Annotated in this window: 19 protein-coding genes and 1 other annotated feature; all 19 genes read left to right on the top strand. The window is 29.3% G+C overall.

Features of this window, described 5'->3' with window-relative positions; translation table 11 throughout:
• Positions 1-61: 61 nt before the first annotated feature.
• The 19 genes from P4S50_RS15780 (at position 62) to P4S50_RS15690 (ending at position 24,514) form a co-directional block, all read left to right on the top strand.
• Positions 62-784, top strand: a complete 723-nt coding sequence (locus tag P4S50_RS15780; protein WP_277731792.1) for a YkgJ family cysteine cluster protein — start codon at positions 62-64, stop codon at positions 782-784.
• Between the two features lie 114 nt (positions 785-898).
• Positions 899-1,810, top strand: a complete 912-nt coding sequence (locus P4S50_RS15775) for an MBL fold metallo-hydrolase (RefSeq protein ID WP_277731791.1) — start codon at positions 899-901, stop codon at positions 1,808-1,810.
• Positions 1,811-1,908: 98 nt separating this feature from the next.
• Complete coding sequence (gene yjbM, locus P4S50_RS15770; protein ID WP_277731790.1) at positions 1,909-2,703, top strand: GTP diphosphokinase; 795 nt, start codon at positions 1,909-1,911, stop codon at positions 2,701-2,703.
• A 175-nt stretch (positions 2,704-2,878) separates the two neighbouring features.
• Positions 2,879-3,571 carry a metallophosphoesterase gene (locus P4S50_RS15765; RefSeq protein WP_277731789.1) on the top strand — a complete coding sequence of 231 codons (693 nt, stop codon included), beginning with the start codon at positions 2,879-2,881 and terminating at the stop codon, positions 3,569-3,571.
• Positions 3,572-3,891: 320 nt separating this feature from the next.
• Positions 3,892-4,476: a glycerol-3-phosphate acyltransferase gene (locus P4S50_RS15760; protein WP_277731787.1), complete on the top strand. Its 585-nt coding sequence runs from the start codon at positions 3,892-3,894 to the stop codon at positions 4,474-4,476.
• Between the two features lie 47 nt (positions 4,477-4,523).
• On the top strand, positions 4,524-6,095 hold the full coding sequence (locus tag P4S50_RS15755) for an aminotransferase class V-fold PLP-dependent enzyme (RefSeq protein ID WP_277731786.1): 1,572 nt from the start codon (positions 4,524-4,526) through the stop codon (positions 6,093-6,095).
• Positions 6,096-6,466: 371 nt separating this feature from the next.
• Positions 6,467-8,161, top strand: coding sequence for a bifunctional diguanylate cyclase/phosphodiesterase (locus P4S50_RS15750; RefSeq protein ID WP_277731785.1), 1,695 nt, complete (start codon positions 6,467-6,469; stop codon positions 8,159-8,161).
• A 144-nt stretch (positions 8,162-8,305) separates the two neighbouring features.
• Positions 8,306-8,567: a binding site (T-box leader), on the top strand.
• A 71-nt stretch (positions 8,568-8,638) separates the two neighbouring features.
• Positions 8,639-8,860 carry an ACT domain-containing protein gene (locus tag P4S50_RS15745; protein WP_277731784.1) on the top strand — a complete coding sequence of 74 codons (222 nt, stop codon included), beginning with the start codon at positions 8,639-8,641 and terminating at the stop codon, positions 8,858-8,860.
• 55 nt (positions 8,861-8,915) lie between these two features.
• Positions 8,916-9,908: a ketol-acid reductoisomerase gene (ilvC, locus tag P4S50_RS15740; protein ID WP_277731783.1), complete on the top strand. Its 993-nt coding sequence runs from the start codon at positions 8,916-8,918 to the stop codon at positions 9,906-9,908.
• A gap of 27 nt (positions 9,909-9,935) precedes the next feature.
• A complete protein-coding gene (ilvD, locus tag P4S50_RS15735; protein ID WP_277731782.1) occupies positions 9,936-11,585 on the top strand; it encodes a dihydroxy-acid dehydratase in 1,650 nt (549 codons plus the stop codon).
• Between the two features lie 24 nt (positions 11,586-11,609).
• A complete protein-coding gene (ilvB, locus tag P4S50_RS15730) occupies positions 11,610-13,256 on the top strand; it encodes a biosynthetic-type acetolactate synthase large subunit (RefSeq protein ID WP_277731781.1) in 1,647 nt (548 codons plus the stop codon).
• Between the two features lie 542 nt (positions 13,257-13,798).
• Entirely contained in the window at positions 13,799-15,271 is a 1,473-nt protein-coding gene (locus tag P4S50_RS15725) for an amino acid permease (protein ID WP_277731780.1), read from the top strand.
• Positions 15,272-15,590: 319 nt separating this feature from the next.
• Positions 15,591-17,258, top strand: a complete 1,668-nt coding sequence (locus P4S50_RS15720; RefSeq protein ID WP_277731779.1) for a glycoside hydrolase family 13 protein — start codon at positions 15,591-15,593, stop codon at positions 17,256-17,258.
• A gap of 18 nt (positions 17,259-17,276) precedes the next feature.
• Complete coding sequence (locus P4S50_RS15715; protein WP_277731778.1) at positions 17,277-18,389, top strand: ABC transporter ATP-binding protein; 1,113 nt, start codon at positions 17,277-17,279, stop codon at positions 18,387-18,389.
• 130 nt (positions 18,390-18,519) lie between these two features.
• Complete coding sequence (locus P4S50_RS15710) at positions 18,520-19,539, top strand: LacI family DNA-binding transcriptional regulator (RefSeq protein ID WP_277731777.1); 1,020 nt, start codon at positions 18,520-18,522, stop codon at positions 19,537-19,539.
• Positions 19,540-19,770: 231 nt separating this feature from the next.
• Positions 19,771-21,069 carry an ABC transporter substrate-binding protein gene (locus P4S50_RS15705; protein WP_277734757.1) on the top strand — a complete coding sequence of 433 codons (1,299 nt, stop codon included), beginning with the start codon at positions 19,771-19,773 and terminating at the stop codon, positions 21,067-21,069.
• A gap of 99 nt (positions 21,070-21,168) precedes the next feature.
• On the top strand, positions 21,169-22,032 hold the full coding sequence (locus P4S50_RS15700; protein ID WP_277731776.1) for a carbohydrate ABC transporter permease: 864 nt from the start codon (positions 21,169-21,171) through the stop codon (positions 22,030-22,032).
• Positions 22,032-22,844: a carbohydrate ABC transporter permease gene (locus tag P4S50_RS15695; protein WP_277731775.1), complete on the top strand. Its 813-nt coding sequence runs from the start codon at positions 22,032-22,034 to the stop codon at positions 22,842-22,844. Before P4S50_RS15700 ends, P4S50_RS15695 begins: the two co-directional genes overlap by 1 nt.
• An 11-nt stretch (positions 22,845-22,855) precedes the next feature.
• Positions 22,856-24,514, top strand: coding sequence for a glycoside hydrolase family 13 protein (locus P4S50_RS15690; protein WP_277731774.1), 1,659 nt, complete (start codon positions 22,856-22,858; stop codon positions 24,512-24,514).
• The last annotated feature ends 260 nt before the right edge of the window (positions 24,515-24,774 follow it).

Here is a 24,774-nt window from a genome sequence, read left to right as displayed (position 1 = left end):
ACAAATTAAAATTTGATATAATATTTAGGTTATTAAAATATTATATCAAGGAGAGAGTCTAATGCCTAGTATAAAAAAGGATGATATAAACTTAGGAATAGATTATTGCTTAAAAAACGATCTTTTTAAAGAACTTAATGATTTATATAATAGTATACCCAATGGAGACTGTATAGGATGTGGAAAATGTTGTATGGAGTCTGTTGGAGCAAATTTAGTAGAATTTTTAAATATATACAATTATTTAAACAAAAATAAAAATGTACATAATATAGTTATGGAAAAAATACTAGACTACTATTTTAAAGAGTATAAGGAAAAGATGCCGTGTCCATTTAAAGATTCGAACAATAGGTGTTTGATATATGAGGTAAGGCCTCTTAATTGTAGAATATATGGACATTGGAGAAAAAAAGATTATAATAAAAATTATGAGAGAATAAAAAAAGATAATATAGAGTTTGCAAGATATATGGAAGAAGAGCATAATATTAAGGTAGACGAGAGTATATTAAACTATAAAATAGAGTATTGTGAAAAGTTTAAGCCGAGTTTAGATTATATGAACAAAGATGAGCGAATGAAGTATTATGATAGAGGGATGGTTATAGATTCGAAGCTTTATTCTAAGGGAATAATGGATATTGATTTTAGAGATAGAGGGATTGTAGAATATTTTATAGAATCTATTTTCTTCAACAATGTTGCGAGTAATATAAGAATTAATATAACTAAGAATAATTCTTATAAGGTACTAAGAAGAGTTAAGGCTCTTGTCTTATAGGAAATTATAATATTTTTGTTTTGTGGAGAACTTGTCAAGAAAGAGATCGTTGGCGAGATGAGTCACCGTGTTAGCGAGTAGACAAATTTCTTGATTTAAGAAAAGAGGGGTAATATGGAACTAGAGAAAATCAAAGGACATAGCTATTATATAAAGGGAGGAACTAATTCTGGTGTTTATGTGTTTAAGGATAAATATGTACTTATCATAGATCCTGGTCTTTCAAACTCTAGAGCACATAGGCTTATAAAATTATTTGATAGTAAGGGGCTTCGTGTAAAGTATGTATTAAATACCCATGAACACTCAGACCATTATGGGGCAAGCAAAGTATTATTAGAACATTACACTGGAGCTAAGTCTATAGCATCAGAAGATGCAAAAACATTTATAGATAATCCGTATTTATTTTCAACTTATGTATATGGTGGAAGGTCTAATAAATTACTTGATGATTATTTCAAAAATAGAGAAAATAAGTTCAGTATAGATGAAGTAGTTTTTGAGGGTGAAACTAAGTTAAACAATGAAAAGTTTGAAATAACAGAACTTAAAGGTCATAGTATAGGTTGTATAGGTGTATTAACAGAGGACAAGGTATTATATCTTGGAGATTCTTTGTTTAATGAAAGTATTTTAGAAAAATACAATTTTCCTTTTCTATTTGATATATCTGAGCAGCTAAATACTCTAGACAAAATAAAGGAGATTGATTTTGACTTTTGTGTTATGGGTCATGCAAAGGCTTTACTTGATAAAGAAGAAGCTGTAAAATTAGTAGAGATAAACAAAGAAGTTATACACAAGTATTTAAATCAAATAAGAGAGTTTTTGACGACACCTTATACTAGAGAAGAATTGTTAAAAGATATTATAGAATATAATGAGCTTAAACTAAACTATAAAGAATATTATTTTTCAAATGCAACATTATCTTCTATGATCTCGTATCTTGTAGAAGGTGGAGAAATAGACTATCAATTTGAAAATGGGAAAATATATTACTTTATGAATTCTAAATTATAACGGGAAATTTTAAGTAATAGTAGTTAATGGTAACTACTTTGTGTTAAAATATATTGGGGAATTACAACAATGAAAATACAGGCTAGAGGGTGATTTTAATGGAATTAAGAGAGTGGAAAACTATATTAACTCCATATGAATATGCAGTAGAGGAGTTAAAAGTAAAATTTAAAAATATTAGAAAAGAACTTAGAAATAATGGGGAATATTCTCCTATAGAATTCGTAACTGGAAGAGTCAAAAAGATATCATCTATTATAGCAAAAGCTAAAAAACTTGATGTTCATATGGATGAAATAGAAGAGAAGATAGAGGATATAGCTGGTCTTAGAATTATGTGCCAGTTTGTTGAAGATATATATAGTCTTGTAAGCTTGATTAAGAGTAGAAAAGATATGAGTGTAGTATATGAGAAAGATTATATTAAGAATTATAAAAATAGTGGTTATAGAAGTTATCATATAATTATAAAATATCCTATACAGACTGCCATGGGGCTAAAAGAAATTTTAGCTGAGATTCAAATAAGAACTCTTGCTATGAATTTTTGGGGTACTATAGAGCATTCTTTAAAATATAAATATCAACAGGATATACCTGAAGATATTGCTAATAGATTAAGACGTGCAGGAGATGCAGCGTTTTTACTAGACCAAGAAATGAGTGAGATAAGGGAAGAAATAATGAGAGCTCAAGTTATGTTTGAAATGAAATCACTTACGGTTAAAGATATACTTGATAGTATTAGAAAGTTATATATTTTAGGAGAAACTGAAAAAGCTCTAGACTTTCAGGTGAGACTTGATAAAATAAACGATATAGAGGACATAAAAGAAATTATAATGTTAAGAAGTGAGATAGACTCTATACTAGATAAATACGATAAAAATTAATTTGAATGTGCTTATAAATTAGTTATAAGCACATTTTCAATGTAAGACCACTGGACAAGATAATAATTACTTATTAAAATTTTTAAGGTATAAGACAAGGTATAAGAGTAAAAATAATAAAAGGTCTTTTAAATACATACAAAGACGCAACATATAAAAAGGTGAGTGATAAAATTTGGCTATTTATGCAATCGGAGACCTACACCTTAGCAAGGTAGTAGACAAGCCAATGGATATATTTGGAGAAAACTGGATAGGACATAAAGAAAAGATAATAGCTGATTGGAAGGAAAAAGTTGGGTCTGAAGATACTGTACTTATAGTTGGAGATACTTCTTGGGGAATGAACTTAAATCAAGCTATTCCAGATTTAGATGATATAAACGAACTTGAAGGAAGAAAAATATTAATAAAAGGCAATCACGACTATTGGTGGACTTCAATAAGCAAGTTAAATAATCTTTATGACAATATGAAATTCATACAAAATAATTTTTATGAGTACGAAGACTATGCAATATGTGGAACAAGAGGATGGCTTTGCCCTAATGAAGTTAAATTTGATGAAGATGATGAGAAAGTATATAAAAGAGAAACAAAAAGACTTAAATTATCTCTTGATAGTGCTAAAAAAGCGGGATTTAATAAATTTATAGTTATAACACATTATCCACCAACTAATGATAAACTTGAGGAATCTGAATTTACTAAGATTTATGAAGAGTATAATGTTGAAAAAGTTATATATGGACATTTACACGGAAAAGAGTGGTTTAAGGTTGGGCTTCAAGGAACAAGAAATAATGTAGAGTATTATTTGACATCATGTGATTATACTGATTTTAAATTAGTTAAAATAATGGACTAGAGAAATATAATTTATTACAACTATAGTTTTGTGGTTAAGCGAAAATAACGCTCATTGAAATAACGATACTTAATTGACATTTTAATAAAACTAAAGATTACGACTTATTAAATATCCTAAAACTTCTTAAAACTTTCTACGGTCAGACAAAGAAGTTTCTTAACGGATATTTAAACGTCACAATCTAAGTTTTATAGTAAAATGTGAATTAAAAAGTATCTAACATTTCAACGAGCGTTATTTTTAATATGGATATCTGAATTGAGTTTCGCTTTATGATTTATTGATTAAATTTAATGAAAAAGGAGATTGAATATATCTTGTATATAAAGTTGTTTTTTATTATGATGAGTAGTTATCTATTAGGATGTTTTAATACAGGATATTATCTTGTACGATTGTTATATGGAAAAGATATTAGAGATATAGGGAGTTTAAGCACTGGGGCTACTAATGTTTCAAGACTATATGGAAAAAAAGGATTTTTAATAGTTTTATTAGGAGATTCTCTAAAAGGGTTTTTAGCTATATTAATGTGTAAATATTTATTAGGAGAAACAAGCATAGTGATTCAAATTTGTTTAATACTAGTAGTATTAGGTCATATTTTCCCAATACAGCTAAATTTTAAAGGTGGAAAAGGAATAGCAGTAAGTTTAGGAGCTTTCCTATGTTTTGATTATAATTTATTAATATTAATGTCTATATCCTTTTTTATTTTATTTATATTCTTGAGAGATTATAAAATTAGCGGATTAGGAGCTTATATATTGCTTCCTATAGAAGTTTTATTTAAAAATGGACGATTAATAGATAGTATATCCTTAACTCTAATTACTTTGGTTATTATTTATGCTCATAAAAAGAATATACAAGATTATATATTGAAATTGAAATTGAAATAAACCTATTAAATATATTATATAAATTCAACATAAGGAGGGTTTAACGATTGAAAGATTCTATAGTATTTAAAATAGCTGAATATGATTTTGAATTTGAAGAAATAAATAAATTAAATTATGAAACATTTGTTGAAGAAATACCTCAACATAAACAAAATGAGAGTAAAATTTTAAAAGATAAATTTGATAAAGAAAATATATATTTTATTGCTTTAAAAAATAATGAGCTATTAGGAATGCTTGCAGTTAGGGATAAACGTCCTTTTTCTTTGGATCAAAAATTAGAAAATCTTGATTCGTATCTTCCACCTGCAAAATCAATGTGTGAGATAAGATTACTATCTGTAAAAAAGGAATATAGAAAAGGCAGTTTATTAAAAGGATTATTAACAATAGTAATGCAGTACATAGAAGATAAAGAATATGATATGGTATTGATTTCAGGAATTTTAAATCAACAAAAGTTATATAAGCATATAGGATTTGTACCTTTTGGGCCCATAGTGGGAAATGATAAATCAAAATTTCAACCTATGTATATAACTAAGGAAAGCTATAATCTGAAAAATTTATTAAGACCTAAACAAGAATTCAGTTTTTTACCAGGACCTGTTGAAATATCAACAAAAGTAAAAAAAACTTTCAGTGAAATTCCAATATCTCATAGATCGGAAAAATTCAAAAATATGTTTTTAAATCTCAAAAACACATTGTGTGATTTTGTAAATGCAAAATATGTTGAAATATTTATGGGATCTGGTACTTTGGCCAATGATATAATCTGTGCACAAATATCACTTTTAGAAGGAACAGGATTAATTTTAAGTAACGGTGAATTTGGTGATAGACTTATTAATCATGCAAATGGATTTGAATTAAATTTTGAAGAGTACAAAATTAAATGGGGAGAGTCATTTGATCTGAGAAAAATTGAAAATATTTTAGATCAAAATGAAAGTATAAAATGGGTTTATATGGTTCACTGCGAAACATCTACAGGGGTTTTAAATAATATAAAATCTATAAGTCAAATTTGCAAGAGTAAACAAGTTTTATTTTGTTTAGATGCAATAAGTTCTATAGGAAATGTTGAAGTAGATTTAAGTGAAGTATATTTAGCATCTTGTGTGAGTGGAAAAGGGTTAGAGTCCTATTGTGGGCTAAGTATGGTATTTTACAATCATGAACTTTTAGAGTCTAAAAATAAGATTCCAAGATATTTAGATTTATATACATACAAAAATAAAGAAGGAATTCCTTACACTATTTCTTCAAATCTAACAGAAGCTTTATACACTTCATTAAAAAATTTAGATAAGGGAAAAAAATTCAAAAGTATTGAAGATATGAACAACTATTCAAGAATAGAATTAGATAAACTTGGAATGACACCTTTAGTAGATAAAAATTTAGGAAATCCAGCCGTTATAACTATTCCTATTTCAAGTGAATATAGCTCTAAAAATATAGGAGATTTTTTAAAAAATAATGGATATCTAATTAGTTATGAAAGCACATATTTATTGGAAAGAAATTGGATTCAGTTTTCTTTTATGGGGAATATTTCGATAGAAAAATTGAAATCATTAATTGAAATTTTGAAAAAAATTAAAGCTTAGATTAATGAATTATTAAACGGGTATATAATTACATATATTATTATATGTATAATATAATACAGATTTTAAGATGTAAGCCAACTAAATTTAGTTGGCTTTAGTTTTGGATAAATACAAAATCAAAAAAAGATGATGAAAATTTGGAAAAATAGAAGGAATTTGTAGAAATAAATCTAATAAAACTTTATTTGATTTATTCTATAGTATAAAAAATAACATTGTTCCAAAATTATTATGTTATAAAATAAAAAAAATTGCTGAATCATTAGAAATAATGGAAAGAGTAATATATAATATAAGAGAAGACTTTTAAAGTTTTATTTTAAATTTTACTTAATCTAGTATATTCAATCTTATATAGGAGAATTTATATGAATAATAAAAATGACAAGAAAAATATTATGAAAATATTTATTATTTTAACATCATTATTTTTATTAATAACTTTTATTTTAGTAAAAAACAATTTAGATATAGATATTAGTGATTTCATCTTCGAAGGAATATGCTTAATTTTAATTGTAATTGGTTTTATAATTTCACTAGAACTTAAAGTAAAGACATTAAGTGTTGGGTGTGCAATCTTTGCTATTTCAATGTTTAATGATTCTCTTGATGAACTTAAATTTATTCCATTTTCAAAATGGCAAAATCTCATATTTGAAAAATTTCTTTTTGGATTAGGAATAATATTTATTGTATACGGTTTTTATAAAATTATTAACCAAAAAAATACGCTTTTAAAAGAATTAAATCATTTAGCATTGAGCGATCCGTTGACTAATTTACTTAATATAAGGTCTTTAGAAAATAAATTAAAATTAGATATTGAGCAAGCATCAAAAAACAATACTAAAATAGGAGTTTTATTTATTGATTTAGATAAATTTAAACTAATAAATGATTCATTAGGACATAATGCTGGAAATTATATTTTAAAAAAAGTTGCTAAAAGGCTAAGATTAGTTACTAGACAAGAAGATACAATTGCGCGTTTAGGTGGAGATGAGTTTATATTAATATTAAATGATATTAATGAAACAAATGAAATAATAGATATTGTAAGAAATATTATAAATGTATTTAAAACCCCACCTTTTATATTAAAAGAAAAAGAATTTACGGTTACTTGTAGTATGGGAATTTCAATATTTCCTGATGATGGGAAGGATATAGAAACTTTATTTAAAAATGCTGATATAGCAATGTATAAAGCTAAAGAAAACCAAGGAAATACTTATGAATTTTATAATTATAAAATGAGTGAACAAATGGATAAAAATATTGAAATTGAACATAAGCTTAAACATGCACTAGAAAAAAGAGAATTTATTCTCCATTATCAACCTAAGGTCGATATAAAAACAAATAAAATTACTGGATTAGAAGCTTTAGTAAGGTGGAAATGTCCTGAAAAAGGATTGATCTATCCAAATAATTTTATACCAGTAGCAGAAGAAACTGGTTTAATTAAAAAGCTAGATGAACATATATTAGAGTTATCTTGTTTACAAATTAAAGAGTGGATAAATGAAGGTTTAAATCCACCCAATATTTCTATAAATATTTCTGGAAAAACATTTTATGAAAATGATTTTCTTGATAGGTTAGAATCTATATTAGAAGATACAGAGGTTAGTTATGAATCTATAAGTATTGAAATTACTGAAACCGCTGCTATGAAAGACAAAAAATATACTTATAAAATTTTAGAACAAATAAGAAGCAAGGGAATAAAAATACTATTAGATGATTTTGGAAAGGGATATTCATCATTAAGTTATTTAAAGGATTTTCCAATAGATGTATTAAAAATAGATAAATCATTTGTTGATAATATTTGCTATAACAATATAGATAGTTCTATTACTAGAGCTATAATTGACATGGCTAAAGCATTAAAGCTAAAAGTACTGGCAGAAGGAGTTGAAACAGAAGAACAATTGAGACTTTTAGATAATTTTAGTTGTGAAGAATATCAGGGATACTTATTTAGTAAACCACTCCCTGTAGAGAAAATTGAAATTATGTTAACTAAAAATACAGAAAAAACGGAAGCAATCTAACTTGAGTTGGGTTGCTTTTGTTTTTGATAAATAGAAATGATAGAAAATTCATAAAAAATATTTTTTTCAAAAAAATAAAAAAATACAATTGACATTAAATATTAAAGAGTTTATAATTCATATTAACGCAAAACAAGTTAATATAAAAAAACGAAGATGGAGACAAAAATATTCGAGTTTAATTACAGAGAACCAACATTTGCTGAGAGTTGGATTAAATAGAGTATATAATGATCACTCCTGAGTTGCCAAGTTGAAAGATATTTTTCGAGTAAATAAGGACGGTTACCACCGATATATGGTTAGGATTCACTAAAGTATTTAATTTTGGTCGATCTGAATTGAGAAGGCAGTTTTTGAAATTGCAAATAGGGTGGTACCGCGAATATAATCTTTCGTCCCTATAAATACATAGTCTATGTATTTATAGAGACGGAAGATTTTTTTATTTTATAAAAAAGAAAGGGTGTGTAGATAGTGGAAAGTAGAGTTTGTGCAAGGTTAAATCAGGGGATAGATTCTTTTATAAGAGTAACTAGTGTTCTTAGAAGAAAAGAATTTAATATAAAAGAGATTAATATGAAGTCTCAGAGTAGTCATATTGATTTGGATATAGTTGTATATGATCAGAGATTGACTGGAAGTGTTGTTAAGCAGATATCTAAACTTGCAGATGTTAAAGAAATAAAAGTTGTATAGTGATATATAGTTCTAAAAAATTAAGATATTAAATTATATAAAAGGGGAGATTAAGATGAGTAAAATGTATTATGAAAAGGATTCTAGTTTAGAGTTATTTAAGGGAAAGAAGGTTGCTGTTCTAGGTTATGGAAGTCAAGGGCATGCACATGCACTTAATTTAAAGGATAGCGGTGTTGATGTTGTTGTGGGTTTACATGAGAAAAGTAAATCAAGAGATAAGGTTAAAGCTGATGGACTTGAAGTTATGAATGTTGAGGATGCTGTTAAGGTTAGTCAGGTTGTTATGATGTTAGTTCCTGATACTAAGCAAAAAGAAGTATTTGATGAAAAAGTTAAGGATAATTTAGATGAAGGAGATGCACTGGCATTTGCACATGGATTCAATATACACTTTAGTCAGATAGTACCTCCAAAAAACGTAGATGTATTTATGGTAGCACCTAAAGGACCAGGACATTTAGTTAGAAGGGTTTATCAAGATGGAAAAGGAGTTCCAGCACTTCTTGCAGTACATCAAGATTATACAGGAAAAGCTAAAGAGTTAGGTCTTGCTTATTCTTATGGAATAGGAGCATTAAGAGCTGGAGTACTTGAAACTACTTTTAAAGAAGAGACAGAAACTGATTTATTCGGAGAACAAGCTGTACTTTGTGGTGGAGTAACTGAACTTATAAAGGCTGGGTTTGAAACATTGGTTAATGCAGGTTATCAAAAGGAAGTAGCATACTTTGAATGCCTTCATGAAATGAAACTAATAGTAGACCTTTTATATGAAGGTGGGTTTGAGAAAATGAGACACAGTATAAGTGATACAGCTGAGTATGGAGATTATATGGTTGGAAGAAGAATTGTAACAGATAAAACTAGAGAAGAGATGAAAGGCGTTTTAACAGAAATACAAACTGGAGCTTTTGCAAAGGATTGGATAATGGAGAATAAACTAAATAGACCTGTATTTAATTCATTTAAGCAAAGAGAACTAGAGCATCCTATTGTTGAAGTTGGTAAAGAACTTAGGGGTATGATGTCTTGGATAAAAGAGTAGCGATTTAGCTAGATAGGAGGGGGATATATGAATAGCGATAAAGTAAAAAAAGGGATAACTAAGGCTCCACATAGATCACTACTTAAAGCAGCAGGGCTTACAGATGAAGAAATAGATAAGCCTCTTATTGGAGTTGTAAATTCATTTAATGAAATAGTACCGGGACATGTTGAACTTAGACAGATAGCAGAAGCTGTAAAAAGAGGTGTTTTAATGGAGGGAGGAACCCCTCTTGAGTTTCCATCAATAGCAGTATGTGATGGTATTGCTATGAATCATGAAGGGATGAAGTATTCACTTGTTAGTAGAGAAATAATAGCAGATAGTATAGAGATAATGGCAAAGGCGCATGGACTTGATGCATTAGTTTTAATACCTAGCTGTGATAAGGTAGTTCCGGGAATGTTAATGGCTGCTGCAAGAATTAATGTACCTAGCATTATTGTAAGTGGAGGCCCTATGCTTGCAGGTAGGCTTAATAATAAAAAAGTAGATTTGACCACTGTATTTGAAGGTGTTGGAAAAGTATGCTCAAACAAAATGACAGAAGATGAATTGAAGTGTTTAGAGGAAAGTGCGTGTCCAACCTGTGGATCTTGTTCTGGAATGTTTACTGCAAATTCTATGAACTGTATGACAGAAGCATTGGGAATAGCACTAGATGGAAATGCAACAATACCAGCAGTATATTCTAGTAGAAAAAGACTTGCAAAGAAAACCGGTATGCAGATAATGCATTTGTTAAGAGATAATATACATCCAAGAGATATACTCACAGAAAAAGCATTTGAAAATGCATTAACTGTAGATATGGCGCTTGGATGTTCAACTAATACTGTTCTTCATTTAACTGCAATAGCAAAGGAAGCTGGTGTAGATGTTAACTTAAACAATATAAATTATATAAGCTCTAAAACTCCAAATCTTTGTAAACTAAGTCCTGCAGGAAATCATCATATAGAAGATCTTGATAATGCTGGTGGAGTTTTGGCTGTTATGAATGAATTGTCAAAGAAAGAGTTGATAAATTTAGATGTACCTACAGTAAGTTTAAAATTGTTAGAAAATATATTAAAAGATAAAAAAGATAGCGAAGTTATAAGGGATATAGATAATCCTTTTAGTAAAGATGGTGGAATAAAGGTGTTGTTTGGAAATTTAGCACCTGAAGGTGCAGTTGTAAAAAAATCCGCAGTTAAAGATAACATGATGAAAACAGTATCTACTGCAAAGATATTCGATAGTGAAGAAGAGGCTGTTGATAGTATTTTAGGTGGGAAAATAGAAAAGGGAGATGTAATAGTAATAAGATATGAAGGACCAAAGGCAGGTCCTGGAATGAGAGAAATGTTAACACCTACATCAGCATTAGTCGGAATGGGACTTGATGATAGTGTATCACTTATAACAGATGGTAGATTCTCGGGGGGAACTAAAGGTGCGGCTATAGGACATGTTTGTCCAGAGGCTATAGATGGTGGAATGATAGGTTTAGTTGAAGATAAAGATTTGATAAGTATTGATATAGATAAAGGAATTATAGATCTTAAAGTTGATGATGAAGAATTAAGTAGAAGAAGAGAAAACTTAAAGTTAAAAACTAAAAAACATACTGGTTACCTTGGAAAGTATTCGAAGATAGTTCAGAGTGCTTCAAAAGGAGCGGTATGTATTTAAATAATTAAGGAAAGGAGACGAACTATGAATGGAGCTAGATTATTACTTGATAGTCTAAAAAAGCAAGGTGTAGATACACTATTTGGATATCCTGGAGGAGCTGTTATTCCATTTTATGATGCACTATATAGATATGGGTATTTCAATCATACAAGAACTGCTCACGAACAGGGTGCAATTCATGCAGCAGATGGATATGCAAGAAGTAGTGGTAAGGTAGGAGTATGTATTGCAACATCAGGTCCTGGAGCTACTAATACTGTAACTGGTATTGCAACGGCTTTTATGGACTCTGTTCCACTTGTTGTAATAACAGGTCAAGTTCCAACAACATTACTTGGAAGAGATTCTTTTCAAGAAATAGATATAACAGGGGTCACAATGTCTATAACAAAGCATAATTACTTAGTTAGAGATGTAGATGATATACCTGAAATAATTAAAGAGGCTTTTAAAATTGCCACTACAGGAAGACCGGGACCTGTACTTATTGATATTCCAAAGGATATATTTTTGGCAGAATATAAAGAAGATTTATCCCATACTTTAGATATTGATGAGAAGGACGAATATGAAAAGGATTTAGACTTATCAGCTGTAGTAGATATAATAAATGAATCTAAAAAACCTATTATATATGCAGGTGGAGGGATTAAAATAGCAAACGCTAGTAAACAGCTAATGGAGTTTGCAAATAAGTTAGATGCTCCTGTTGTAAATACTTTAATGGGACTTGGAAGTATAGATAGAGAATGTGAATTATCCCTTGGTCTTGTAGGTATGCATGGATTTAGAGAGAATAATCTAGCTGTAACAAATAGTGATTTGATAATAGCTATAGGGGCGAGATTTAGTGATAGAGTTATAGGAAACTCTGAAGGATTTGCACCTAAAGCCAATATAATACATATAGATGTAGATGCTACGGAGATGAATAAAAACAAAGAATCTCAGTATCATGTTGTAGGAGATGTAAAAAAAATATTACAACAACTTACTAAATATATGTATTCTAAAGATAATACAAATTGGAAAAATAATATTGAAAACTACAAATCACAATATAAAATTGACAGAGAAATATTTCATCCTAAAAACATATTTAGATTATTAAATAAAAAATTAAACAAAGATGTATTAGTAGCAACAGATGTAGGTCAACATCAATTGTGGACTGCACAGTATTTTAATTTTAAAAATGATAGACAATTTATAACATCGGGTGGGCTTGGAACGATGGGATTTGGACTAGGAGCGGCTATTGGTGCACAAGTCGCAAATAAAGATAAACAAGTTATGCTAGTTACTGGTGATGGAAGCTTTAATATGAATTGTAATGAATTATTAACCATAGCAAAATATAAGCTACCAGTTATAATAGTTCTTTTAAATAATAGAACTCTTGGAATGGTAAGACAATGGCAAGGTTTATTCTGTGATGAAAGATACTCTGAAACTGATAATGATTTTGATATGAATTATAAAGCATTATCTAATGTATATGGCATTAAGGGATATAGTGTAGATTCTATTGATAAACTAGATGAAGCTTTAAGTGACTGCAATCTAGGAAAAGAGCCTGTGTTTATAGAGTGTAATATAGATAAAGATTTTGGAGTTTATCCAATAGTTCCACCTGGTAAGAATATAGATGAGCTTGTAGAAGCTTAATCTCAAAGCTAAGAGTCCTAATATTCCACCCTCTGAAGGCTGGAGATAAGAACTCTACAGCTTCTGGATTTGCATCACTTGAAGATGAAAATATAAAATCTCCAAAAGACTTTGAAATAAAGAAACATATACTAGATATAATGTAAGAAATTAAAGGAGTATGAAAAACTTTTCTAAAAAAGTTTTTCATACTCCTTTTTGTTGATAAAAACATTAAGTATATAGAGTATATGCAAGAAAAATGAAAGGATAATTGCAAAAAGTTGAAAAATGAAAGTATAAAAAATAATCAATTAAAATTCAGAAAACAATGATAAATGGAGGGTTTTGTGAAAAAAATTGAGAACGGAATGAATAGAAAATGCAACTTAAAAATCAAAAAAATATAAGTTTTTGCAAGAAAAATTGCAAAAAATGATTGTAAACTAATCAAAATAATGTTAATCTTAAAAAGGAAATAATAAGGGGATAGAAACTCAAAAAAACACACAGTGATTGAAAAAGATTTCAAGCATTGAACTAAACAGGAGGAAATTTATATTATGAGTGATAATCAATCTAAAAACATGACGTGGCGAAATCTCGCCTTAATGTGTTTTGCTATTGTATGGGGATTTGGTAATGTTGTTAATAACTTTGCTAATCAAGGATTACAAGTAATTGTATCGTGGATATTAATTATTGGAATGTATTTTATACCATATGCATTAATGGTAGGAGAGTTAGGAGCTACTTTTAGAGAGGGAAAAGGTGGAGTAAGTTCATGGATAGGAACTACAATGGGTCGCAGATTAGCTTATTTAGCAGGATGGACTTATTGGGTTGTACATGTACCTTATTTAGCACAAAAGCCTCAAGGGGTAATGATAGCATTAAGCTGGGCTTTATTCCAAGATGGAAGTATAATTAAGAATATTGATCCTTTAACTTTACAAACAATCTCACTACTTGTATTTATATGTTTCGTATGGATTGCATCAAGAGGTATTACTTCGCTAAAGAGAATAGGAACTTTAGCAGGTTCATCAGTATTTATAATGTCGCTATTATACATATTATTAATGGTTACAGCACCTGCAATTACAGGTATTAAGCCTGCAACAACAAATATGAGTTTTAAAACATTTATTCCAACTTTTGATTTTGCATACTTTACTACAATATCTATGCTAGTATTTGCAGTAGGTGGATCAGAAAAAATAGCCCCTTATATTAATAATATGAAAAATCCATCTAAAGGATTTCCAAAGGGAATGATTGCTTTAGCAGTAATGGTAGCAATATCAGCGCTATTAGGTTCATATGCAATGGGAATGATGTTTGATGCAAATAATCTTGCTTCAGACTTAAAGATGAATGGACAATATTATGCGTTTAAAAAGTTAGGTGAATACTATGGATTAGGAAATGTATTCTTAATTTTATATGCTTTATCTAATACAACAGCTCAAATATCTGCATTAATGATATCAATAGATGCTCCGCTAAAAGTATTAATAGCAGATGCTGATTCAAAATATATTCCTAAGGCATTAACTAAAACTAATAAATATGGAGCTCCAATAAATGGATATAAACTAGTTACTGTTTTAGTTGGTATTCTAATAATAATACCTGCATTAGGTATTGGTGACATGAATTCACTGTATAACTGGTTATTAGACCTAAATTCAGTTGTTATGCCAATGAGATATTTATGGGTATTCTTAGCATATATGGCTTTAAGAAAAGCTGCGGCTGGAACGTACTCTTCAGAATATAAATTTGTAAAAAATTCTAAGTTAGGATTTGGAATTGGTTTATGGTGTTTTGTATTTACTGCATTTGTATGTATTATGGGGATTTTCCCAAAAGGTGTAGAAACATATACATCGCAGTGGTACTTCCAAATTACTCTTAACATTTTAACTCCATTTATTCTTATAGGACTAGGATTAATCTTACCTATAATTGCAAAGAAAACAAACGGTAAAAATGAATTAAATGGTTCGCAAGATGTAGATACTATCGCTTAAAATATAAAAATCTAGAATAGCTAAAGCTTTAGAGGGCTTCAGCTATTCTTTTTTTACGCTATAAGAAATTAATAACTAAAAATTGAATGAAAATTTAAAAAATATTATAAATTCAGAGGAAAACGCTTGACTAATATATAAATTTATAATATTCTTATAATAAGAAAATTACTTACAAATAATTATAAAATTCGATATATTTTTTTATACATTAATGCAACCGTTTGCACTAAGGATTAATATTAAGCTTAGTAAGCAAATATATTTTTTTAATGTTCATGCAATCGTTTGCATAAGATTATATTAAGGGGGGTTCTATATGAAAAAAGTGTGGTGGAAAGAAGCTGTAGCTTATGAAATATATCCAAGAAGCTTTATGGATTCAAATAAAGATGGAATAGGTGATTTAAACGGAATAATTTCTAAACTGGATTATTTAAAGGACTTAGGAATAGATGTAATATGGATTTGTCCAATGTATAAATCCCCTAATGATGATAATGGATATGACATAAGTGATTATCAAGATATAATGGATGAATTTGGAACTATGGATGATTTTGATAATTTATTAAATGAAGTTCATAACAGAGATATGAAACTTATAATAGATTTGGTTGTTAATCATACAAGTGATGAACATCCTTGGTTTGTAGAATCAAAGTCTTCAAAAGAAAGTGAAAAACGTGATTGGTATATATGGCGTGAAGGAAAAGATGAAAAAGAACCAAACAACTGGGAGAGTATTTTTGGAGGATCAGCTTGGAAATATGATGAAAAAACTGATGAATACTTCCTACATTTGTTCTCTAAAAAACAACCAGATTTAAACTGGGAAAATGAAGATGTAAGAGAAGCAGTATTTAATATGATAAATTGGTGGCTTGATAAGGGAATTGATGGTTTTAGAGTAGATGCAATTAGTCATATAAATAAGGAAAAGGGATTAAAGGATATGCCTAATGAAGAAGGTCTTAGATATGTATCTTGTTTTGATAAGCATATGAATGTAGATGGAATTCATAAATATCTTGAAATGTTGAGAGATAACACTTTTGCAAAATACGATATTATGACTGTAGGAGAGGCAAATGGAGTTAAAACTGAAGATGCAGAGCTTTGGGTTGGTGAAAAAGAAGGTAAATTCAACATGGTATTCCAATTTGAACACTTAGATCTATGGGATGCTCAAAATAATAAAGAATTAGATATAGTAGAGCTTAAAAAGGTGCTTACTAAGTGGCAAATGGGACTTGAGGATAAAGGCTGGAATGCACTATATATTGAAAATCATGATATACCACGTGTTGTATCCACTTGGGGAAATGACAAAGAATATTTAAGAGAATGTTCAACATCATTAGCACTTATGTATTTTATGATGCAGGGTACACCATTTATTTATCAAGGTCAAGAAATAGGTATGACTAATGTAGCATTTAAGAATATAGATGAATATGACGATGTTAGAACTAAGAATATGTACAATATAAAACGAAGTGAAGGTATGTCTCATGATGAAATAATGAGTCTTATATGGGCAAGTTCAAGAGATAATTCTCGTACTCCTATGCAATGGGATCAGACAGAAAATGCAGGGTTTACAACTGGAAAGTCTTGGATTGGTATTAATCCTAATTATAAGGATATAAATGTAGCTAATCAGTTAAAAGATCCAAAATCAGTATTAAATTTTTATAAAAAAATGATAAATATCAAGAAAGAAAATGAAGTGTTCACATATGGAAAATATGACCTTATCTTACCAAAACATGATAAAATATATGCATATACTCGTACTTTAGGAGAGGAAAAAGTAGTTGTTATATGTAATCTAAAAGATACTGACGCTTTATATGAATGCAGTGATTTTAAATTAAATCATAGTGGACTTTTATTATCTAATTATGATGTTAAGCATCATGATGATATATCTATGATTAAGTTAAAGCCATATGAGGCTAGATTATATAAGGTTGCTAAATAAACTTAAGGAGATGGTTTTATGTCGAATGTAACATTGAGTAATATATGTAAAGAATACGATAATGGATATAAAGCGGTTAAAAACGTAAATATAGACATAAAAGACAAGGAGTTTGTTGTACTTGTAGGGCCTTCTGGATGTGGTAAGTCTACCACTTTAAGAATGATAGCAGGACTTGAAGATATAACTTCAGGAGAACTTAAGATTGGTGATAATGTAGTTAATGATCTTCCACCTAAGGATAGAGATATAGCTATGGTTTTTCAAAATTATGCACTATACCCTCATATGACTGTTTATGATAATATGGCATTTGCTCTAAAGCTTAGAAAAGTTCCTAAAGATCAAATAGATGAAAAGGTAAAAGAAGCTGCCAAGATACTTGGATTAGAAAGTGTATTAACTAGAAAACCAAAGGCCTTATCAGGAGGACAAAGACAAAGGGTAGCATTAGGTAGATCTATAGTTAGAGAGCCAAAGGTATTCTTAATGGATGAGCCTTTATCTAATTTAGATGCTAAGCTTAGGACTCAAATGAGAACTGAAATAAGTAAGCTTCATAAAAAGCTTGGAACTACATTTATATATGTAACTCATGATCAAGTTGAGGCTATGACTATGGGAGACAGAATAGTAGTAATGAAGGATGGAATTGTTCAGCAAACAGCTACCCCTCAAGAACTTTACCAAAATCCTAAGAATATGTTTGTAGCAGGATTTATTGGAGCCCCTCAAATGAACTTAATAGAGGTAACTATAAGTGAAGAAAAAGAAAATATAGTAGCTTCATTTAATGATGTTAAAATAGGTATACCTATGGGTAAAGGCAAAATATTAAAGAAAAAAGGATATATAGGGAAGAATGTATTCTTAGGAATTAGACCAGAGGATATTCATATGGAGAATGTATTTATAGAAGCCTCTAAGGAGACATCTTTTAATGCAAAAGTTGAAATACAGGAGAACATGGGAGCAGAAATTTATGCATATTTAAATGTAGGTGGAAAAAATGTAACTGCTAGATTGAATGCTAGATATAAGTTACACGATGATGATGAAATAATTTTAGCTATGGATGGCAATAAAATACACTTATTTGATCTTGAAACTGAAGATAATATACTTTTGTAGGATTTTATCGAAAAATCTGAAAAATTAAAAATTTATTCTTGATTTTAAAAAATTTAGATGATAAAATTACATTACAAAGACTAGTGCAAACGATTGCACAGAGAAAAAATAGTTTATTAGGAGTAGTAAAATGAAGAGTATTACGATAAAGGATGTAGCACAAAGAGCAGGTGTATCTCCTTCTACAGTTTCAAGAGTGATATCTAAAGATGCGAGAATAAGCGAGAATACCAAAAAGAAAGTTTTAGAAATTATGGATGAACTTAACTACTATCCAAATTCTATAGCAAGAAGACTTGCAAATAAAAAAACGGATACTATAGGTGTTGTAATGCCCTATGGAACAGAAGATGTATTAATGAATCCATTTTTCCAAGAATCATTAAGAGGTATAAGTATAGTTTCATCTGATAAGTGCTATGATATATTAATTTCTACAAGTCATAAGAATGAAGATGAAATAGATGTACTAAGATGTTTGATAAAAGGAAATAGAGTTGATGGATTGATACTTACTCGTTCTAATGAGAATGATGAAGCTATAAAGTATTTGAGAGACAACAAGTTTCCATTTGTGTTAATAGGTTCTTGTCTTGAATACGATGATATAACTAGTGTTGATAATGATAATGAGAAAGCATCCTATGAATTGACGTCTTTTTTAATAGAAAAAGGAAGAAAAAAAATAGCTTTTATAGGAGGGGAACTTCACTCAGTAGTTATAAAAAATAGATTTGAAGGATATAAAAAAGCTCTAAAAGATAATAATATAGAATTTAAAAATGAATATCTTATATTTGATAAATTCTTAGAAGAAAGTGGATATAATCTTACTGACAAGCTTTTAAATTTAGATGATATACCAGATGCTATTATAGTTGCCGATGATCTTATGAGTCTTGGTGCTATGAAAAAGATAAAAGAGAAAAATTATAAAGTTCCAGAGGATATAATGCTTGCTAGTTTTAATAACAGTATTTTGGCAAAGTATTCAAATCCATCTATAACTTCAATAGATATTAATTCTACTGAACTTGGAAAAAGAGCTTGTGAAAAACTATTTAGCATATTAGAAGGAAATGAAAGTGAATTGAAAAAAGAGATTATATCTCACAAGATAATAGAAAGAGATTCTACAAAATCAATTTAGTTTTAAATCCAATAAGGTGAAAAAACTCTACCCGAAAGCTAAAGCTTCTGGATTAGTTTAACTAAAAATTCAGTTGGAGCAAAAACTCCATCTGAATTAAGTTTCACTCTATTCGATTTAGATAGATTACTATGGATTAATAAGTCTATAGCCTATATTTTTTTACAATTTAATGCAAACGATTGCACAAAGATTCAACTAAATTCTACAAGGGGAGTGGTAAAGGTGAAAATGAAGAAAAAAGTATTTTCGGTATTTGCATGTGTTCTAGCATTAATGCTATCATTAACTGCTTGTGGTTCGTCTAAAGATACTGCAAGTGATAAGGTTAATGTAGATGTTTTCCAATTTAAAGTTGAGACTAAAGATGCTTTAGAAAAAGCAGCTAATATGTATATGGAGAAAAACCCTAATGTAAAAATCAACATCCAAACAGTAGGTGGAGGAGATGACTACGGTGCAGCTTTAAAATCTAAGTTTGCATCTGGAGAAGAACCTGCAATATTCAATATAGGTGGACCACAAGATATGATCGACTGGAGTGAAAAATTAGAAGATTTATCTACTGAAACTTGGGTATCTCAGGCTTATGATGGAACTTTAGCTCCTGTAACTAAAGATGAAAAAATATACGGTATGCCATTCAATCAAGAAGGATATGGATTTATATATAACAAGGAATTATTCAAAAAAGCTGGAATAGATCCAGAATCTATAAAAACATTTGCTGACTTAGAAAAAGCAGTTAAATCACTTGATTCTAAAAAAGAAGAATTAGGACTTAAATCTGTATTTGCATTCCCAGCAAAAGAAACTTGGGTAACTGGGCTTCATTTATCAAATGTTGCTTTCTCAAATGAGTTTGGAAATGTAACTAATGCATTTAATGCAAAGGAATTAGAATTTAAATATGCAGATTCATTAAAAAAACTTTTAGACTTACAAGCAGATTATGCATATATGCCAGATGGAAAGAAAGCTTCTTTAAATAGTGTTGATTACTCAACTCAAGTTGAAGAGTTATTCTCATTAGGTCAAGTTGCTATAATTCAACAAGGTAACTGGGCTTATGGAAGTGTAGCAGGTATTGATGAAGAATTAGCAGCTAATATAGGAATGCTTCCTATGCCTCTTGAAGGAGTAAAAGAAGATTCTATACCAGTTGGAGTTCCAATGTATTGGTCAATAAACAATGCTAAAAGTGAAGAGATAAAAACAGCTTCAAAAGATTTCTTAAACTGGTTATATACTTCTGATGAAGGAAAAGACTTAGTAATAAATGAATTTAAATTTATACCAGCATTAAAAGGATATGATGCAGATAATTTACAACCAAAAGATACATTAGCTAAGGAAATAATAAGATATTCTAATGAAGGAAAAACTATGCCGTGGGTATTCATGGGATATCCATCAGCTTGGGGAATGGATAATCTTGGAGCAGATATACAACAATATGTTGCAGGAGATATGACTTGGGAACAATTAGTTGAAGATGCTAAAGCTACTTGGGCTAAAGCAAGAAAATAGATAATAAAATCATAAATAGGAAAGTCTAAATAGACTTTCCTATTTTTAAAAAAGTAAAAAAATAGGTGGCTTGAAGTTCATAGTAAAGGAGAGAGTTTAATGAAAAAGAATAGATTAGAATTTTGGGGCTTCGTAGGGCCAGCAGTATTCGCTTTCACATTAATAGTTGTAATACCACTTTTGTTCGGAATATATTATTCATTTACAGATTGGAATGGTATAAGTTCAAATATTAAATTCATTGGATTTGAAAATTACATGGAAGTTTTTAAGGATGAGGGATTTTTAAAATCATTTATATTCACAACTAAATTTACGATAGCTTCTGTGATTACTATAAATATAATAGGTTTTTCTCTAGCATTATTAGTTACTAGAGGGCTTAAGATGAGCAATGTTCTTAGAACAATATTTTTTATGCCTAACTTAATTGGTGGGCTTATATTAGGATTTATATGGCAATTTATATTTACAAAGGCATTTGCAGCATTAGGAGAAGCTACTGGACATAGTTGGCTTTTAGGATGGTTATCTAATACTGAAACAGGCTTCTGGGGACTTGTAATACTTATGTCTTGGCAAATGTCTGGTTATTTAATGATTATATATATAGCAGCACTTCAAAATATACCTCAAGAATTGATAGAGGCTTCTAGAATCGATGGAGCTAATGCTTGGCAAAGAGTAAAGCATATAGTATTTCCACTTGTAAGACCGGCATTTACAGTTAGTTTGTTCTTAACTCTTTCAAACTCATTCAAGTTATACGATCAAAACTTGTCTTTAACAGGAGGAGGACCTGCAAACTCTACTCAAATGCTTGCTATGAATATTTACAATACAGCGTTTAAATTTAACAATATGGGTGTAGCACAAGCTAAAGCAGTTATTTTCTTCTTAGTTATAGGAGGAATAACATTAAGTCAAGTATATATCAGTAAAAAAGGCGAGGTGGAAATGTAATGAAAACTAAAAAGTTACTTTTAGGACTAATAGGTGTTATAGCTGGTTTAATATTCCTTTCACCTTTTTATATTATAATTGTTAATGCTTTTAAAACTAAAAAAGAATTATTTCAAAATACATTAGGATTACCAGAATCATTAAATTTTGAGAACTTTATAGAGGCATTTGATAGACTAGATTTCTTTCATGTGTTTTTAAATTCTCTTATGATAACGGTTGGAAGTATAATACTTATAGTTATATGTTCAGCCATGGCAGCATGGATGCTTGAAAGAACAAAAACAAAGATGAGTGGATTCATATTCTTTGCATTTATAGCAGCAATGTTAATACCATTCCAGGCTGTAATGCTACCACTTATACGTATGATGGGAAAACTTAACATGTTAAACATACCGGGACTTATGTTCACGTATTTAGGATTTGGATGCAGTCTTTCAATATTCTTATATCACGGATTTGTAAAGGGTATACCTAAAGAATTAGATGAAGCAGCTACTATAGATGGATGTAACAAATGGCAAACTTTCTGGTACATTATATTTCCTATATTAAAGCCTATAACTATAACGGTATCAATATTGAATACTGTTTGGATATGGAATGACTTCTTACTTCCATCTTTAATTATAAATAAACCAGAAACTCACACTATACCGCTTAGAACATTCTTCTTCTTTGGAGAGTACACTAAGCAGTGGCATTTAGCTCTTGCAGGACTTACATTAACTATAATACCAGTTATAATATTCTACTTTATAGCTCAAAAGCACATTATAAAGAGTGTTACAGCTGGAAGTATTAAATAGGAGAGATGTATATGAAAAGAACATGGTGGAAAGAAGCAGTAGTATATCAAATATATCCAAGAAGTTTCAAAGATTCAAACCAAGATGGAATAGGAGATTTAAATGGAATAATAGAGAAGCTAGATTACTTGAAGTTACTTGGAATAGATGTAATATGGCTGTCTCCTGTATATAAATCGCCAAATGATGATAATGGATACGATATAAGCGATTATCAAGATATAATGGATGAGTTTGGAACTATGGAGGATTTCGATAGATTATTAAAGGAAGCACACGATAGAGGAATAAAGATACTTATGGATTTAGTGGTAAACCACTGCTCTGATGAACATAAGTGGTTTGTAGAATCGTGTTCTTCAAAAGATAATCCATATAGAGATTACTATATATGGGCAGATCCTAAAGAAGATGGAAGTTGTCCAAACAACTGGAACTCATTCTTTGGAGGAAGTGCTTGGCAGTATCATGAAGAAACAGGTCAATACTATTTACATTTATTCACTAAAAAACAACCAGATTTAAACTGGGAAAATGAAGATATGAGAAACGATATATACAAGATGATGAAATACTGGCTTGATAAAGGTATAGATGGATTTAGAATGGATGTATTCAATATGTATTCTAAAAAAGAAGGATTCCCAGACGTAGAGGATAGCCCTGATGGAATATATATAAATGGACCAAAGATACACGATTATGTAAAAGAAATGAATAAAGAAGTATTTAGCAAATACGATATGATGACAGTAGGAGAAGCTCCTTGTGTACCTTCTTCTATGGGACACTTATATGTAGATGAGAACAGAGATGAACTTAATATGATATTTCACTTTGATCTTATGGATATGCCTAATCATCCAAGTGATAAATTCTTAGATTCTAATTGGAAGCTAAAGGATGTAAAAGATATATTTATGAGATGGTATGATGATTTAAAGGATAGAGGTTGGAATTCACTATTCATGAATAATCACGACCAGCCTAGAATGGTATCTAGATTTGGAAATGATAAAGAATATAGAGTAGAATCTGCTAAGATGCTAGCTACTTTAATTCATACATTCCAAGGAACTCCATATATATATCAAGGTGAAGAAATAGGTATGACTAATGTTTATTTTGATGATATGAAGGATTATAGAGATGTTGAAACTCTAAATTACTATAAAGAAAAAATAGATGAAGGAGTATCACATGATGAACTTCTAAAGAGAATAAAGCCAACATCAAGAGATAATGCTAGAACTCCTATACAATGGGATGATAGTGAAAATGCAGGCTTTAGTGATGTAACACCTTGGATTGAAGCCAATCCTAATTATAAAGAAATAAACGTTAAGAGAGCATTAGAAGATAAGAATTCAGTATTCTACTATTATCAAAAGCTTATCAAGTTTAGAAAAGAAAATCCTGTTATGGTGTATGGGGATTTAAATCTTTTATATAAAGATGATGAGAATATATTCTCTTATGTCAGAAGGTTAGATGATGAAGTTGTTTTAGTTATACTTAATTTCTTTGATAAGGAAGTTGAGTTTAAGATTCCTGATGAGTATAAGGGGAAAAAATTTGAGATATGTATTAGTAATTATGAGGTAGATGAGATTGATTCGGATGTTATAAAGTTAAAGTCTTATGAGGCTAGAGTTTATAAGATTAGTTAATATTTTAAAATCATAGTATAGCTGTTCAGAGAAAAATGAAGCTTATTAAAATACCGCTTATGTGTTAAATATTTTTAATAAAACTAAGTATTAAGTCTTATTGAATATCCTAAAAGTTCTAAACTCCCGTTGGTCAGACAACGAACTTTATTAACGGATATTCAAATGACATAATACAAGTTTTATACAAAAATATTTAAATAATAAGCTAACATTTTAATAAGCTTCATTTTTAATATAGCTTTAGCGTTTATGTGTAT

Origin of the sequence: Tepidibacter hydrothermalis (assembly GCF_029542625.1) — a bacterium.
Classification (GTDB): Bacteria; Bacillota; Clostridia; order Peptostreptococcales; family Peptostreptococcaceae; genus Tepidibacter_A; species Tepidibacter_A hydrothermalis.
Note: the sequence above shows the minus strand (reverse complement) of the source record. Positions and strands in the feature narration are given on the sequence as shown.

Coding starts and splice junctions, on each gene's coding strand:
- ilvB (WP_277731781.1), top strand. CDS start 11,610: ATGAATGGAGCTAGATTATTACTTGATAGTCTAAAAAAGCAAGGTGTA.
- P4S50_RS15715 (WP_277731778.1), top strand. CDS start 17,277: ATGTCGAATGTAACATTGAGTAATATATGTAAAGAATACGATAATGGA.
- P4S50_RS15750 (WP_277731785.1), top strand. CDS start 6,467: ATGAATAATAAAAATGACAAGAAAAATATTATGAAAATATTTATTATT.
- ilvC (WP_277731783.1), top strand. CDS start 8,916: ATGAGTAAAATGTATTATGAAAAGGATTCTAGTTTAGAGTTATTTAAG.
- P4S50_RS15695 (WP_277731775.1), top strand. CDS start 22,032: ATGAAAACTAAAAAGTTACTTTTAGGACTAATAGGTGTTATAGCTGGT.
- ilvD (WP_277731782.1), top strand. CDS start 9,936: ATGAATAGCGATAAAGTAAAAAAAGGGATAACTAAGGCTCCACATAGA.
- P4S50_RS15780 (WP_277731792.1), top strand. CDS start 62: ATGCCTAGTATAAAAAAGGATGATATAAACTTAGGAATAGATTATTGC.
- yjbM (WP_277731790.1), top strand. CDS start 1,909: ATGGAATTAAGAGAGTGGAAAACTATATTAACTCCATATGAATATGCA.
- P4S50_RS15700 (WP_277731776.1), top strand. CDS start 21,169: ATGAAAAAGAATAGATTAGAATTTTGGGGCTTCGTAGGGCCAGCAGTA.
- P4S50_RS15720 (WP_277731779.1), top strand. CDS start 15,591: ATGAAAAAAGTGTGGTGGAAAGAAGCTGTAGCTTATGAAATATATCCA.
- P4S50_RS15725 (WP_277731780.1), top strand. CDS start 13,799: ATGAGTGATAATCAATCTAAAAACATGACGTGGCGAAATCTCGCCTTA.
- P4S50_RS15775 (WP_277731791.1), top strand. CDS start 899: ATGGAACTAGAGAAAATCAAAGGACATAGCTATTATATAAAGGGAGGA.
- P4S50_RS15690 (WP_277731774.1), top strand. CDS start 22,856: ATGAAAAGAACATGGTGGAAAGAAGCAGTAGTATATCAAATATATCCA.
- P4S50_RS15710 (WP_277731777.1), top strand. CDS start 18,520: ATGAAGAGTATTACGATAAAGGATGTAGCACAAAGAGCAGGTGTATCT.
- P4S50_RS15705 (WP_277734757.1), top strand. CDS start 19,771: ATGAAGAAAAAAGTATTTTCGGTATTTGCATGTGTTCTAGCATTAATG.